The sequence below is a fragment of the Burkholderia pulmonis genome (assembly GCF_984667975.1).
Map to the genome: position 1 here is coordinate 672,740 of NZ_OZ480187.1, position 13,371 is coordinate 686,110.

12 protein-coding genes are annotated in these 13,371 nt (G+C 67.9%); 3 read left to right on the plus strand and 9 right to left on the minus strand.

The window, feature by feature from the left end; all coding sequences use genetic code 11:
• Positions 1-8: 8 nt before the first annotated feature.
• From AC5LXK_RS19800 to AC5LXK_RS19810, 3 genes are all read left to right on the plus strand, one after another.
• Complete coding sequence (locus AC5LXK_RS19800; protein ID WP_493393155.1) at positions 9-899, plus strand: L-fucono-1,5-lactonase; 891 nt, start codon at positions 9-11, stop codon at positions 897-899.
• 69 nt (positions 900-968) lie between these two features.
• Positions 969-1,736: a FadR/GntR family transcriptional regulator gene (locus AC5LXK_RS19805; protein WP_493393156.1), complete on the plus strand. Its 768-nt coding sequence runs from the start codon at positions 969-971 to the stop codon at positions 1,734-1,736.
• Positions 1,737-1,911: 175 nt separating this feature from the next.
• Positions 1,912-3,057: an alpha-hydroxy acid oxidase gene (locus AC5LXK_RS19810; protein WP_493393157.1), complete on the plus strand. Its 1,146-nt coding sequence runs from the start codon at positions 1,912-1,914 to the stop codon at positions 3,055-3,057.
• 49 nt (positions 3,058-3,106) lie between these two features.
• Here the strand turns inward: AC5LXK_RS19810 and AC5LXK_RS19815 are convergent, their stop codons facing one another.
• The 9 genes from AC5LXK_RS19815 to AC5LXK_RS19855 all read right to left on the minus strand — a co-directional run bounded on the left by AC5LXK_RS19815 (position 3,107) and on the right by AC5LXK_RS19855 (position 13,171).
• A complete protein-coding gene (locus AC5LXK_RS19815) occupies positions 3,107-4,348 on the minus strand; it encodes an NAD(P)/FAD-dependent oxidoreductase (RefSeq protein ID WP_493393158.1) in 1,242 nt (413 codons plus the stop codon).
• A gap of 130 nt (positions 4,349-4,478) precedes the next feature.
• Positions 4,479-5,204: a maleate cis-trans isomerase family protein gene (locus tag AC5LXK_RS19820; protein ID WP_493393159.1), complete on the minus strand. Its 726-nt coding sequence runs from the start codon at positions 5,202-5,204 to the stop codon at positions 4,479-4,481.
• A gap of 14 nt (positions 5,205-5,218) precedes the next feature.
• A complete protein-coding gene (locus tag AC5LXK_RS19825; protein ID WP_493393160.1) occupies positions 5,219-6,601 on the minus strand; it encodes an isoxanthopterin deaminase in 1,383 nt (460 codons plus the stop codon).
• Positions 6,602-6,688: 87 nt separating this feature from the next.
• Positions 6,689-8,062, minus strand: coding sequence for a nucleobase:cation symporter-2 family protein (locus AC5LXK_RS19830; protein ID WP_493393161.1), 1,374 nt, complete (start codon positions 8,060-8,062; stop codon positions 6,689-6,691).
• Between the two features lie 61 nt (positions 8,063-8,123).
• Positions 8,124-9,245: a CobW family GTP-binding protein gene (locus AC5LXK_RS19835; RefSeq protein WP_493393162.1), complete on the minus strand. Its 1,122-nt coding sequence runs from the start codon at positions 9,243-9,245 to the stop codon at positions 8,124-8,126.
• Positions 9,242-9,856 carry a UbiX family flavin prenyltransferase gene (locus AC5LXK_RS19840; RefSeq protein ID WP_493393163.1) on the minus strand — a complete coding sequence of 205 codons (615 nt, stop codon included), beginning with the start codon at positions 9,854-9,856 and terminating at the stop codon, positions 9,242-9,244. Before AC5LXK_RS19840 ends, AC5LXK_RS19835 begins: the two co-directional genes overlap by 4 nt.
• On the minus strand, positions 9,853-11,247 hold the full coding sequence (locus AC5LXK_RS19845) for a UbiD family decarboxylase (protein ID WP_493393164.1): 1,395 nt from the start codon (positions 11,245-11,247) through the stop codon (positions 9,853-9,855). The genes AC5LXK_RS19840 and AC5LXK_RS19845 overlap by 4 nt, the downstream gene beginning before the upstream one ends.
• Before the next feature lie 81 nt (positions 11,248-11,328).
• Entirely contained in the window at positions 11,329-12,234 is a 906-nt protein-coding gene (locus tag AC5LXK_RS19850; RefSeq protein WP_493393165.1) for an amidohydrolase family protein, read from the minus strand.
• Between the two features lie 34 nt (positions 12,235-12,268).
• Positions 12,269-13,171: an amidohydrolase family protein gene (locus tag AC5LXK_RS19855; protein WP_011354246.1), complete on the minus strand. Its 903-nt coding sequence runs from the start codon at positions 13,169-13,171 to the stop codon at positions 12,269-12,271.
• Between the last annotated feature and the right edge of the window lie 200 nt (positions 13,172-13,371).

Sequence of the window (13,371 nt, forward strand, 5' to 3'; positions counted from 1 at the left end):
AGGGCACCATGGGCGCAGTGCGTATCGATTCCCATCAGCACTTCTGGCGTTATCGCGCGGCCGATTACCCGTGGATCGGCCCCGGGATGGGAGTGCTCGCACGCGACTACCTGCCCGACGCGCTGTGGCCGCAGATGCGCGCGCAGGCGCTCGGTGCATCGATCGCGGTGCAGGCGCGCGCCGGGCGCGACGAGACGGCGTTCCTGCTCGATCTCGCGCGCGACGACGCGCGGATTGCAGCGGTGGTCGGCTGGGAGGATCTGGGTGCGCCGGCGCTCGCCGACCGTGTCGCCGAGTGGGGCAGCCCGAAGCTGCGCGGCTTTCGTCATCAGGTGCAGGACGAAGCCGACGTGGCTGCGTTCGTCGCGGACCCCGGGTTCAACCGGGGCATCGCGTGGCTGCAGGCGAACGGGTACGTGTACGACGTGCTCGTACTGGAACGGCAGTTACCGGACGTGCAGGCGTTCTGCGCGCGGCACGACGCGCACTGGCTCGTGCTCGATCACGTCGGCAAGCCGGCGCTCGCCGGGTTCGAGCGCGACGACACGGCGCTCGCACGCTGGCGCGCGTCGCTGCGCGAGCTGGGCGCGCTGCCGCATGTCGTGTGCAAGCTGTCGGGGCTCGTGACCGAGGCCGACTGGCAGCGCGGCCTGCGCGCGCCGGACATCCGCCATATCGAGCAGTGTCTCGATGCGGCGCTCGATGCGTTCGGGCCGCAGCGGCTGATGTTCGGGTCGGACTGGCCCGTGTGCCTGCTTGCGGCGTCGTATGACGAAGTCACGTCGCTGGTCGAACGCTGGGCCGAATCGCGGCTGTCGGCGGCCGAGCGCAGCGCGTTGTGGGGCGGTACGGCCGCGCGTTGCTACGCGATACCGGGCGAGGTGAAGCGCGGCATATAAAATAGGCGCGAACGGTCTGCCCGTATTCGTCAGACTGTCCGAAACGAAACCGATTACCAGCGTCAACGTATGTCTATCCAGCCGATTCAGAACCGCCGCCTCTACCAGCAGATCGCCGACAAGCTCAGTGCGATGATCGAGTCCGGCGATTTTCCGCCGGGCAGCTATCTGCCGCCCGAGCGCGAACTGGCCGAACAGTTCGGTGTGTCGCGCACGTCGGTGCGCGAAGCGCTGATCGCGCTTGAAGTGAGCGGGCTCGTCAGCGTGCGCGTCGGCGACGGCGTGAAGGTGCGCCATCCCGAAGCCGCTGCGGCGCCCGAGCCTGCGCCCGAACCCGATGCGAAGGTTGCGCCGTTCTCGATCGTCGAGATCGACCCCGAACTCGGCATCGCGCTCGATCTCGACACCGAAATCCCGCCGTTCGCGTTGCTGCAGGCGCGCCGGCTGATCGAGCCGGAAGCCGCGTCGCTGGCGGCGAAGCACGGCTCGGACGCGCAGATCGAGGGGATCCACGAGGCGTTCCTGCGCAACCAGGAAGACAACCGCAGCGGGTCGCTCACGCACCCGGGCGACCGGCTGTTCCATATCCGCATTGCCGAAGCGAGCGACAACGCCGCGTATGCGCTGATGATCAAGCAGCTGCTCGCGCACAAATACGACCTGATGTTCCAGCGGCTGCAGTCGCTGTACATGCCGAACGACATGCCGCACCGGTCGGAACTGGAGCACCGCGCGATCCTCGACGCGATCCGCGCGCGCGATCCCGAAGCCGCGCGCCGTGCGATGGCAGAGCATCTCGACGAAGTGATCCAGATTTTCGGCCGCGCGCTCGACTGAGTGCGAGTCGATTCTCCGCAGATCCGGAAGCGGTCGATGCGATGCGATGCGGACGGCGGTTCGGCTGCCGTGCCGGGCGAGGAGGTCGGCCATCGGGACAGAATGAACGTTGCGATGCGAGCGACGCGTGCCGGCTGACCGGCATGCCGCTCGCTTGCCGAATGGAGCATGACCCATGCGTGTGAAGGATTGCCACAATTTCCACGACTTCCGTGAGCTGGCCAGACGGCGGTTGCCGGGGCCGATCTTCAATTACATCGACGGCGCGGCCGACGACGAAGTCACGTATCGACGCAACACGAGCGCGTTCGAAAGCTGCGACCTGGTGCCGAACGTGCTGCGCGGCGTGCGCGACGTCGATCTGTCGGTGACGGTCATGGGGCAAAAGCTCGGCATGCCGGTTTACTGCTCGCCGACGGCGCTGCAACGCCTGTTTCACCATGACGGCGAGCGCGCCGTCGCGGCCGCGGCCGCAAAGTTCGACACGATGTTCGGCGTGTCGTCGCTCGGCACCGTGAGCCTCGAGGAAGCCCGCGCGATCAGCCAGGGCCCGCAGGTGTACCAGTTCTACTTTCACAAGGATCGCGGCCTCAACCGCGAGATGATGAACCGGTCGAGGCAGGCCGGCGTGAACGTGATGATGCTGACGGTGGACAGCATCACCGGCGGCAATCGCGAGCGGGACAAGCGAACCGGCTTCTCGATTCCGTTCAGGCTGAATCTCGCGGGGATGACCCAGTTCGCGCTGAAGCCGGCCTGGGCGCTCAACTATCTGACCCACGAGCGGTTCCGTTTGCCGCAACTCGACCAGCATGTCGACATGGGTGGCGGCACGATGTCGATCAGCCGCTACTTCACCGAAATGCTGGATCCGTCGATGACCTGGGACGACGTCGCCGCGATGGTGCGGGAATGGGACGGGCAGTTTTGCCTGAAAGGCGTCATTTCGGCCGAGGATGCGCGCAGGGCGGCGGACATCGGCTGTACCGGCATCGTGTTGTCGAACCACGGCGGCCGCCAGCTGGACGGCTCGCGTGCCGCGTTCGATCAGCTGGCCGAGGTGGTCGACGCGGTGGGCGACCGGATCGACGTGATGATGGATGGCGGCGTGCAGCGGGGTTCGCACGTGCTGAAGGCGTTGGCGCTGGGCGCGAAGGCGGTTGGGCTGGGGCGCTATTACCTGTTTCCGCTTGCGGCCGCCGGCCAGCCCGGCGTCGAGCGCGCGTTGCAACTGATGCGCGCGGAGATCGAGCGGGACATGCGGCTGATGGGGTGCTCGTCCGTTGCGCAACTGGGGCGGGACCAGCTTCGCTTTCGCTGATGGCGGGCCCGCCGCCGGTCGCGACTGCGGGCCGGCGGGTATCGCGCGTTCAGAAGCGGTCCGCGCGATACGGCGCCGGATCGGTGAACGGCGCTTCGCCGGTCATCATCTCGGCCAGCAGGCGGCCGGTGACGGGGCCGAGGGTCAGCCCGTGGTGGTTGTGCCCGAACGCGAACCACAGCCCGCGATGCGCGGGCGCGGGGCCGATCACCGGGCGCATGTCGGGCGTGCACGGCCGGAAGCCGAGCCACGGATGCGGGTCGAGCCGTTCGCCGAAACCGAATACCGGCCGCGCGACGCGTTCCGCGCGTTCGAGCTGCACGCCGGTCGGCGGCACGCGGCGCCGCGCGATCTCGACTCCCGTCGTGAGCCGCAGCCCGCGCCGCATCGGCGCGATCACGTAGCCGTATTCGCGATCGACGATCGGCGCCGACGGCACGCCGCGCCCGGACGGTGCGTAGTGCATGTGATAGCCGCGCTTCTCGCGCAGCGGGATCTTGTAGCCGAATTTGCCGAACACGGTGTCGGACCACGGGCCGAGCGCGACGACGACGGCCGGCGCGGCGGCCGGGCCGTCCTGCGTGTCGACCTGCCAGCCGGGCGACAGCGCGTCGAGGCTGGCCGCGTCGCCCGTCAGCAGCGTGCCGCCGCCCTGCACGAACAGTTGCGCATACGCTTTGACGAGTGCGGCCGGATCGACGACGCTTTTCGGATCGAGCCAGTGCAGCGCGCCGCAGAAGCCGGGCGCGAGGCTCGGTTCGTGCGCGAGCAGCGCGGCCGCGTCGAGCGGCGTGATGCCGAGCCCGTGGCGGCGCGCGGTGAGGCCGGCCTCGGCCACGCCGCGTTCGAATGCGGCGGGCGTGCGGAACGCTTCCAGCCAGCCGTTCGCGCGGACCAGTTCGCCGGCGCCGGCCCGTGCGATCAGCGCGTCGTGTTCGACGAGGCAGCGCTCGATCAGCGGCAGCATGTCGCGCGAGGCCGCCGCATGGCGCAGCGGCGCCGATTCCCACCAGAACCGTGCGAGCCACGGGGCGAACGCGGGCAGCGACGCACTGTGCCAGTAAAGATCGGTCGAGCGGTTCAGCGCATAGCGCATCAGCGTGAACGGGCTGCGCGGGAACGGGTACGGTTCGACCGACGAGCGCTCGATCAGCCCCGCGTTGCCGAAGCTGGTGCCTTCGCCGGGTGGGCCGCGATCGACGAGGGCGACCTTGCGCCCGCGATCCTGCAGGTGCAGTGCGGCCGAGACGCCGACGATGCCGGCGCCGAGAACGATGACGTCGAAATCCATCGATGGTGAATGACGGTTGGCGGGGCAACGGTGTCGCGTTCGCCGTGCCGCCGCGTGTTGGAGAGCGTTCGAAGCTCCAGCATACTCGCGGCGGCCGCAGCGCGCATCCTCGAATCGGATGCGTTTCCGATCAACGCATCCCGAACAGCTTCCCCCACCGCGTCAGCTCGCGCGTATCGACATCGGCCATCCTCAGCGCTTTCCATACCACCGTCGACACGGTGTCGTAGGCCGCGATCCCGGTCGCCTGCTCGAACGGCCCGGCCAGGTGCGCGGCATGCAGGTTCGTGCAGAACGTGACCACCGCATCCGGCCGCGCCTGCGCCGTCTTGCGCATCAGCGCCGCGAGCTGCGAATCGGGCACTTCCGCGAAGCTGGTGTTGTCGCGCAGCCCGAGATGCTGCTCGGCCACGCACTCGATGCCGAGCTGCGCGTACTGACGCACGATCCGCTGCTGCACGTCGTCGAGATAGGGCGTGACGAGGCCGAGCCGCCGCACGCCGGTGCGTTCGAGCAGTTCGTTCAACGCGAGCACCGATGTCGTCGCCGGGATCCCGGTCGCTTTCTCGATACTGCGGCACAGCGCGGCGTCCCGCTCGAAGCCGAGCCAGCCGGCGGACGTGCCGCTCCAGCCGATCACGTCGACACGCGCGTCGGCAAGCTGTCGCGCCGCGACGAGGATGCGCGCCGCGTCGAACTGGTCGAGTGCGGCCGCATCGAGTGCGATCTCGGTCACCGTGAAGCGCGCGAAATGCACGCTGACGTTCGGCAGGCCGGCGACGATCGCGGCCGTCAGCGGCTCGAGCGCGGTGTTCGACGACGGCGTCAGGATGCCGATGCGGATGCGGGGATTCATCGCATGACCTCCGTTCAGTCGAGCAACTGACGTACCGCATTGACAGCCGCGCGACGCAGCGCCGTCAGGTCGAGGCCCGGAATCTCGCCGTTGTCCACCACGACGCGGCCGTTCACGATGTTGTACTTCACCGGCGCCGGTTCGCCGGCCGCAACCGGCGCGATCGCATGGTCGTGGAAGCCGTTGAAGCGCGGCCCGCTCACGTCGTACAGCACGAGATCGGCGGCTTGCCCGACTGCGAGCGTGCCGACCGCGTCCAGCCCGAGCACGCGCGCGCCGCCTTGGGTACCCCAGTGCAGCACGTCCTCGACGGTGGTGGCCGACGCGCCGTGTGCGGCGCGATGCACGAGCCACGCGAAATTCGCTTCGTGCGTCATGCTGCCCGATTCGTTCGACGCGACGCCGTCGACGCCGAGCGACACCGGTACGCCGGCCGCCGCCATCCGAGGCGCGGGTGCGATGCCGCTGCCGAGCCGCGCGTTGCTGACGGGGCAGTGCGAGCAGCCGGTGCCCGTTTCCGCGAGCATCGCGATTTCGCTCGCTTCGAGATGGACCAGGTGTGCGAACCACACGTCGGGGCCGAGCCATTCGTGCTCAGCGACGAATTCGACGGGCAGTTTGCCGAAGCGCTCGCGGCAGAAATCGACGTAGCGCGTCGTTTCCGACAGATGCGAATGCAGCCGCAGGCCCATCCCGCGCGCCGCGCGCGCGACTTCCGGCAGCAGGTCGGGCGGCAGCGAGAAGGTCGGCGTCGTCGGCGCGACGACCACGCGGCGCATCGAGGCCGCGCCTGCATCGTGGTATCGGGCCTTCAGCCGTTCGATGTCCGCGAGCATCTGGTCGAGCGTTTCGGGCTGCAGCGCGGTGCCGGCGAAGCCCGGATGATCGCCGGCCGCCTGCAATGCGCCGCCACGGCACAGCACGAAGCGCATCCCGAACGCGGCCGCTTCGTCGAACAGCAGGTCGCCGGTCTCGGTCGTGCCGCCCGCGTGATACAGGTAGTGGTGATCGGCGCAGGTCGTCACGCCGGACAGCAGCAGTTCCGCGAAGCCGAGCCGCGCGGCGATGCGTGCGAGTTCCGGCGTGAAGCGCGCGACGCGCGGATACGGCACGGCCGCGAGCCATTCCTGCAGATCCGCGTTGATTCCGGCCGGCACGCCTTTCAGCAGGTTCTGGAACAGGTGGTGGTGCGTGTTGACCCAGCCCGGATAGACGACGCAATGGCTCGCGTCGATCACGCGTTCGCCGGGCAGCGGCGCGAGGCCGGGCGCGATCGTGTCGATCCGGCCGTCGCGGATGCGCAGGTCGGCCGGGCCGAGCCGTGCGTCATCGCCGGCGCGGCCGCTCATGACCGCGATCGGGTTGCGGATCAGCAGCGAAGAAGTAGGAACGCTCATGGTCGGGTCTCCTCGGATTCGGATGGTCGTGCCGTTGTTCGTCAGGCGCCGCGCGCAGCCACGATGCCGCGCGCGGCAGGAAGCCGGTCAGTCGCACTCGCGCGCCATCGGGCTGCGGTGCGCGGCGTCGGCATGGACGTGCGATTCGAGGGGTTCCGCCGCCGGCACGCCGTTGAGCAGCGCGTTGAGCAGTACCGACACGAGACACGCGAGCACGACGCCGCTGTGCAGGAACGGCTGCGTCCAGTCGGGCATGTGCGCGAACACCTTCGGCGCCATCACCGGAATCAGCGCGGTCGCGATCGTGAAACCGACGATCAGCACGTTGTAGCGGTTGTTCTCGAAATCGACTTTCGCGAGCGTCTGCACGCCGGCCGCGACGACCACGCCGAACATCGCGATGCCCGCGCCGCCGAGCGCGGCCGACGGCGTGGAGGCGACGATCGCGCCGATCTTCGGCACCAGCGCGACCACGCACATCAGCACGCCGCTGATCGCGACGATCCAGCGGCTGCGCACGCCCGTCAGGATCACGAGCCCGACGTTCTCCATGAACGCGATGAACGGGAACGCGGCGAACGTGCCGGCGATCGCGCTCGCCACGCCGTTCGCACGCAGCCCGCGCACGACGTCCTCCTCGCTCACCTGTTTCTCGACGATGTCGCCGATCGCGACGAACAGGCCCATCGATTCGACCATCTGCACGATCATCACGACGACCATCGTCAGTACCGGCACGATCGCGAACACTGGCGTGCCGAAGTGGAACGGGTAGGGCACGGTGAACCAGGGCGCGGCCGCCACGTTCGTGAAGTTGCCCATCCCGAGCGAGATCGCGAGCAGGCTGCCGGCGACGAGCCCGATCAGCACCGACAGGTTGCGCAGGAACGCGTTCGCGAAACGGTTGACCGCGAGGATCACGATCGCGACGACGAGCGCGACCGCGAGGAACGACAGCTCGCCGAACTGCAGCTTCGCCGCGTCGCCGCCGCCGGCCCATTGATACGCGACCGGAAACAGCTGCAGCCCGATCACGGTGACGATGCAGCCCGTCACGACCGGCGGGAACAGGCGGCGCAGCCGGCCGACCAGCGGCGCTGCGAAGGTCGTGATGATGCCCGCGCCGATCACCGCGCCGCACACGCCGGCGAACCCCACCCCCGGCGTCATGCCGATCGCGATCACGGGGCCGACGCTGCTGAACGCGACGCCCTGCAGGATCGGCAGCCGTACGCCGAGCTTCCAGACGCCGACCGTCTGCAGGATCGTCGAGATGCCGGAACAGAACAGCGCGGTGCTGATCAGCACGGTCGTGTCGGCGGGCGACATCTTTAGCGCCGACGCGACGATCAGCGGCACCGCGATCGCGCCGATATAGGCGACGAGCATGTGCTGCAGGCCGAGCGTCAGCATCTGGCGGCGCGGCAGGACCCGATCGACGGGATGTGAAGCAGAGTTCATGGGCGTGTCTCCTGAGGTTCGTTATCGGGCGGGCGCATGGCGCGCCCGCCTGGCGTGCCCGTCAGGCCGCGACCGGCGCGGCGAGACAGGCATGGAAACGGTCGGTCAGCGCGGCGCGATCGAGATCGCGGCCGATGAAAACGATGCGCGACGAGCGCGGCTCGCACCCCCACGCCTGCGCGGCGCGCAGTTCGATCACGCCGTGCACGCCCTGCAGCACGTAGCGCTGCGCACGGCCCTGCACGGCGAGGATGCCCTTCATCCGGAACAGGTTCGCGGTGTCGGCACGGCGCAACTCGCCGAGCCACGCTTCGAGCGCGTCGAGATCGATGTCCGAATCGACTTCGATGCCGACCGACGACACGCTTTCGTCATGCTCGTGATGGTCGTGGTCCTCGTCGTGTGCGTGTGCGGCGTGATCGTCGTGCGCAGGGTGGTCGTGTTCGTCGTGGCCATGCTCGTGCGCGTGCTCGTCCGCATGCGGCGCATCGGCGTGCAGCCCGTCGCTCTCGACGAGGATCTGCGCGAATTCGTTCGCGCCGATCCCGAGGATGCGGTCGAGATCGACCTGCGCGTAGCTCGACGTGACGATCTCGGCCGTCGTGTTCAGCCCGCGCAGCCGCGCGGTCAGCGCATCGACGTCCGGCGCGTCGACGAGATCGACCTTGTTGATCACGATCCGGTCCGCGCAGACGATCTGGTCGACGGCCTGGTTGTCGCGGCCGTCGAGCACGAGATCGTCGAGGTGCGCGCGGATGTGCTTTGCGTCGACCATCGTGACGACCGCGTCGAGTGCGACTTCCTTCGCGATCGGATCGTCGAGGAAGAAGGTTTGCGCGACCGGATACGGATCGGCGAGCCCGCTCGTCTCGACGATGATGTGATCGAGCCGGTCGGGCCGCGCGACGAGCATCCGCACGATCCGCACGAGATCCTCGCGCACCGCGCCGACGCAGCACACGCAGCCGTTCGTCATCTCGTAGATTTCCTCGGTCGATTCGAGCACGAGCCCGCCGTCGATGCCGATCTCGCCGAACTCGTTCTCGATCACCGCGATCTTGCGGCCGTGCTTCTCGCGCAGGATGTAGTTCAGCAGCGTGGTCTTGCCCGCGCCGAGAAAGCCCGTGAGCACGGTGACCGGAATTTTTTCGACGTCGCTGTGGGTGGTGTGGATGTGGGTCATGATGCGTCTCCGTTGAGTCGGTTGGGCTGCGGGTGGGGCCGGGATTCGCTTTCTTTCCAGCGATGGACGGTGCGGGAATCGAGGTCGAACAGGTCGAGCACGCGGCCGAGCGTGTGGTCGATCATCTGGTCGAGCGAAGCGGGGCGCGCGTAGAACGCCGGCACGGGCGGCGCGACGATCGCGCCCATCTCCGTGACGGCGGCCATGTTGCGCAGGTGCGTGAGCGTGTACGGCGTTTCGCGCGCGAGCAGCACGAGCCGGCGGCGCTCCTTCAGCACGACGTCGGCCGCGCGCGAGATCAGGCCGGATGACAGTCCGCTCGCGATCTCGGCGAGCGTCTTCATCGAGCACGGCGCGACGATCATCCCGAGCGTGCGGAACGAGCCGCTCGAAATCGGCGCGGCGATGTCGTCGCTGCGGTACAGCGCGCTCGCGAGCGCGGTGATGTCGGACAGCCTGAAATCGGTCTCGTGCGCCATCGTCAGCGCGGCGGCGCGCGAGACGACCACGTGCGTCTCGATGTCGAGCTCGCGCAGCAGCGCGAGCAGCCGCATCCCGTACACGAAGCCGGATGCGCCGCTGATGCCGACCACGAGCCGCCGCGTGCTCATCGCGAGGCTCCGCCGAGTTGCGCGATGACCTGTGCCGCGCGCTGCATCGCGTCGTCGCCGACACGTGCGCGTATGCCGTCGAAGCGCGAGCCGCGCGTCGCGTCGATGCCCATCCGCGACGTCGTGCCGTCGGCCGATGACGAAGGATCGAGCGGGCTGCCGGGCAGGCCGTCGACGACGAACAGGTCGCGATGCGGCTGGAAGTGCGTGGCGATCGCCCACAGCACCTGCGCGTCGTCGGTGATGTCGACGTCGCTGTCCACCGCGACGACGTTCTTCAGGTACGGATCCCAGCCGAGCAGCGCGAGCATGATCTGGCGCGCTTCGCCGTCGCGCGACTGCTTCAACGCGACGTAGCAGTGGAAGTGGGTGCCGGAATTCGGATAGTGGATCGCGGTGACGGCCGGAAAGCGGGCCTTCAGCTTCTCGCTCATCTCGGCTTCGCGCGGCAGCCGCGCGAGTGTCAGGTGTTCCGCATACGGGCCGCCGACCACGTCGACGAGCCACGCGTCGTTGCGCCGCATCATCGCGTCGATACGCAGCACGTTGTTGGTCGAGCGATCGGACGAATAGCCGGTGAATTCGCCGAACGGGCCTTCTTCGGCATGCGCATCGGGATCGATCGTGCCTTCGAGTACGAATTCGGCGGCGGCGGGCACGCCGATGCCGTGACGCGGCGTGCGCACGAGCTGCAGCGGTGCGCCGAACAGCCCGCCGGCGACGGCGCGCTCGTCGGCGCCGAACGGCAAACGGGCGGCGGCCGCGAGCATGAACAGCGGATGCGCGCCGATCACCATCGCGACCTTCAGCGTGTCACCGCGCGCCTTCGCGGTCTGCAGCATCCGCCACAGATGGCCGCGTGAATGCAGGCTCGTCGCCAGCGCATTGCGCGCATGCGGCATCGAGCGGTGGTAGCTGAGGTTCGCGACGCCCGTCACCGGATCTTCGGCGACGATCACCGCATTGGTCACATACGGCCCGCGATCGGTTTCGAAGTGGCGGATCATCGGCAGTTGCGCCAGATCGACGGCGTCGCCTTCGACGACATGATCGAGCACGGGGCCGTGCGGCACGACGACCGGTGCGACGGGCGCGTTCGCGCGCTGCTGCCACGCGTCGAACAGCCCGTTCGCATCGACGCCGAACAGCCGGCCGATACGCGTACGGGACGCAAATACGTTGGTGACGAGCGGGGCAGACAGCCCGTCGACGCGCTCGCAGACGAGCATTTCATGCCGGCCGCGCGCGGCGAGCGACGCGACGACGGCCGTGACGTCCTGGTCGGCGGACAGCGGCTGCGCGATCGTCAGCACATCGTCCGGAAAGCGTTCGCGATACGCGTTCGCGAATTGGTGGAAATCCTGCTGCTCGGCGAAAAGGCTGGACGCCATGATGCACTCCGTCGGATACGGAAGGGGAAAGGCCGGACCGCGCGCATGCCCGCGGCGGGACGCGATCCGGCTGCCGGCGCGTTACACGTAGGTCGCGGTCAGGCGCTTCTGCGCTTCGTCGAGATCCTTCGGCGGTCTGGTCGGCTCGATGCCGACGAGGCGGGCGATGTTGTTGCCCATGTAGTCCTCCAGGCCGTTCTCGTCGAGATCCATCCCCTGCGGCGCGGGCCCGCACAGCATCTCCAGCTCGCGCAGCCACATGCCGGGCTCGTTCGGCGGCGAATCGGTGCCGAACACGATCTTGTTGCGCGGCAGCTCGCGTGCGAATTCGACGATCCGCGCCTGGTAGCACCAGCCCGATTCGCAGTACACGTTCGGCGTGTCCATCGCCATCCAGAACGCCTCGAACGAGTAGTTGCCGCCCGTCTGGATGCCGAAGTGACCGATGATGAAGTTCACCATCGGAAACTCGCGGATGATCGGGTAGAACTGCGTCGGGATCGTGTACGGCCCGTCACCGGTGTGGATCAGCACGACGATGTTGTACTTCGCACAGACCTTCATCGCGGGGCGCAGCCAGTCGAGCGCGCGATCGGGCCGGTAGCCGTGCATGTTCGCGTGCAGCTTCACCATCTTGAAGCCGTACTCCTTGATGTGGAATTCGAGCTCCGCCGCGCCGTTTTCCGGGCCCCAGCGCGGGTTGTACGTGAAGTTGCCGATGAAGCGGTCCGGGTACTTCTGCGTGAGTTCGGCGATGTACGCCATGTAGTCGCGGATGCCCTCGCGGCCGCGGCGGTTGCCGTCGCGATAGCCGGTGTTGCCCGGCGGCGGCTGGATGAAACCCATGTCGATGCGGCGCGGCTTGCCGTTGATGATGTACGGGCCGTCCATCATCTTCAGCAGGCGTTCGCCGGTGAACGGTTCGCCGGTGTGGCGCCACGCCTCGTCGACGAGGTTGGTCGGGTGCAGGTGCGTATCGATGATCATGCAATGCTCCGGAATCGGGAGAGGGGGGCGCGCGTCACGCGGCGAGCAGCGCTTTCGCTTCGTCGACGGTGCGCGGCGCGGGCGTCGGTTCGAGGCCGATCATTCGCGCGGTGTTGTTGCCGAGGTAATCCTCGAGCGTGTCCTCGTCGAGATTCATCCCTTGCGGCGGGTCGAAGCAGAGCACTTCGAGCAGGCGCAGCCACATGCCCGGTTCGTTCGGCGGCGTGTCGGAGCCGAACAGGATCTTGTGCTTGGGCAGCACCTTCGCGAATTCGACGATGCGCGACTGCAGGCACCAGCCCGATTCGCAATACACGTTCGGCAGGTCCATCGCGAGCTGGAACGGCTCGAAGCAGTAGACACCGCCCGTCTGCACGCCGAAGTGCGCCATGATGAAGTTGACGGTCGGGAATTCCTTGATCATCGGCACCCACTCGGTCGGGATGCTGTACGGGCCGTCGCCGGTGTGCAGCTTCACGAGCACGCCGAGTTCCGCGCACTTCTTCAGCGCGGGGCGCAACCAGTCGAGCGCGCGGTCGGGGCGATACGCGTGCATGTTGGCCTGGAACTGCACCATCTTGAAGCCGAGCTTGCGCACGTAGTGATCGATCGCATTGACGCCGTTCTCCACGCCGCAGCGCGGGTTGTACACGAAGCAGCCGATGAAGCGGTCCGGGTGCTTGCGGACCATCTCGACCGTGTACGCCATGTACGCGTCGATCGATTCGGTGCCCGACTTTTCGCCGTCGGTATAGGTATAGATGGTGTTGCCTTGCGGCGGCTGGATGAACGCCTTGTCCACGCGGCGCGGCTTGCCGTTGATGAGGAACGGGCCGTTCATCGTCTCGATCAGGCGCTCGCCGGTGAACGGCGGGCCGTCGTGACGCCACGCGAGGTCGACGAGATTCGTCGGGTAACAGCTGGTGTCGATGATCATCTACTCGATCTCCTTGAGAGGAACCGGAAAAGCCGGTTGCCGGATCGCGGGCAGGCACGTCGATGAAGCGACCCTGTCGGTCGGATTCATGCGGCCCTTTGCAAGGCGCTTTTTTTTCGCGCCTTCCCCTCGCCGGCATCGAGTGACACACTGCGACGTGCACTGCTGCTTGGGACCGAGTGTCACAAGCGGTATGTGCT

Coding starts and splice junctions, on each gene's coding strand:
- AC5LXK_RS19800 (WP_493393155.1), top strand. CDS start 9: ATGGGCGCAGTGCGTATCGATTCCCATCAGCACTTCTGGCGTTATCGC.
- AC5LXK_RS19805 (WP_493393156.1), top strand. CDS start 969: ATGTCTATCCAGCCGATTCAGAACCGCCGCCTCTACCAGCAGATCGCC.
- AC5LXK_RS19810 (WP_493393157.1), top strand. CDS start 1,912: ATGCGTGTGAAGGATTGCCACAATTTCCACGACTTCCGTGAGCTGGCC.
- AC5LXK_RS19815 (WP_493393158.1), bottom strand. CDS start 4,348: ATGGATTTCGACGTCATCGTTCTCGGCGCCGGCATCGTCGGCGTCTCG.
- AC5LXK_RS19820 (WP_493393159.1), bottom strand. CDS start 5,204: ATGAATCCCCGCATCCGCATCGGCATCCTGACGCCGTCGTCGAACACC.
- AC5LXK_RS19825 (WP_493393160.1), bottom strand. CDS start 6,601: ATGAGCGTTCCTACTTCTTCGCTGCTGATCCGCAACCCGATCGCGGTC.
- AC5LXK_RS19830 (WP_493393161.1), bottom strand. CDS start 8,062: ATGAACTCTGCTTCACATCCCGTCGATCGGGTCCTGCCGCGCCGCCAG.
- AC5LXK_RS19835 (WP_493393162.1), bottom strand. CDS start 9,245: ATGACCCACATCCACACCACCCACAGCGACGTCGAAAAAATTCCGGTC.
- AC5LXK_RS19840 (WP_493393163.1), bottom strand. CDS start 9,856: ATGAGCACGCGGCGGCTCGTGGTCGGCATCAGCGGCGCATCCGGCTTC.
- AC5LXK_RS19845 (WP_493393164.1), bottom strand. CDS start 11,247: ATGGCGTCCAGCCTTTTCGCCGAGCAGCAGGATTTCCACCAATTCGCG.
- AC5LXK_RS19850 (WP_493393165.1), bottom strand. CDS start 12,234: ATGATCATCGATACGCACCTGCACCCGACCAACCTCGTCGACGAGGCG.
- AC5LXK_RS19855 (WP_011354246.1), bottom strand. CDS start 13,171: ATGATCATCGACACCAGCTGTTACCCGACGAATCTCGTCGACCTCGCG.